This window comes from Mycobacterium venezuelense (assembly GCF_054919535.1).
Genome location: NZ_JBONDW010000081.1, coordinates 1 through 322, shown reverse-complemented (window position 1 = coordinate 322; position 322 = coordinate 1). Strand labels below are relative to the sequence as shown.

The following is a 322-nucleotide window of genomic DNA, read 5'->3' as shown; positions in this document are numbered from 1 at the left end:
GGGCGCGGCGATGATCCGGTCCAAGGGTGAGGCCGGCACCGGCGACGTGTCGAACGCGACGACGCATATGCGCAAGATCGGTGGCGAGATCCGCCGGCTGACCTCGATGAGCGAGGACGAGTTGTATGTGGCGGCCAAGGAGTTGCAGGCCCCCTATGACCTGGTGGTCGAGGTGGCGCGGGCCGGCAAGTTGCCGGTGACGTTGTTCACCGCGGGTGGGATCGCCACGCCGGCCGATGCGGCGATGATGATGCAGCTCGGTGCCGAAGGCGTGTTCGTGGGGTCGGGGATCTTCAAGTCCGGCAATCCCGCGCAGCGGGCG

Annotated in this window: 1 protein-coding gene; it reads left to right on the top strand. The window is 68.0% G+C overall.

Annotated elements, in window-relative coordinates:
• A partial coding sequence (locus ACRCUN_RS34280) for a beta/alpha barrel domain-containing protein (protein WP_462146047.1) occupies nt 1-322 on the top strand: 322 nt, incomplete at both ends.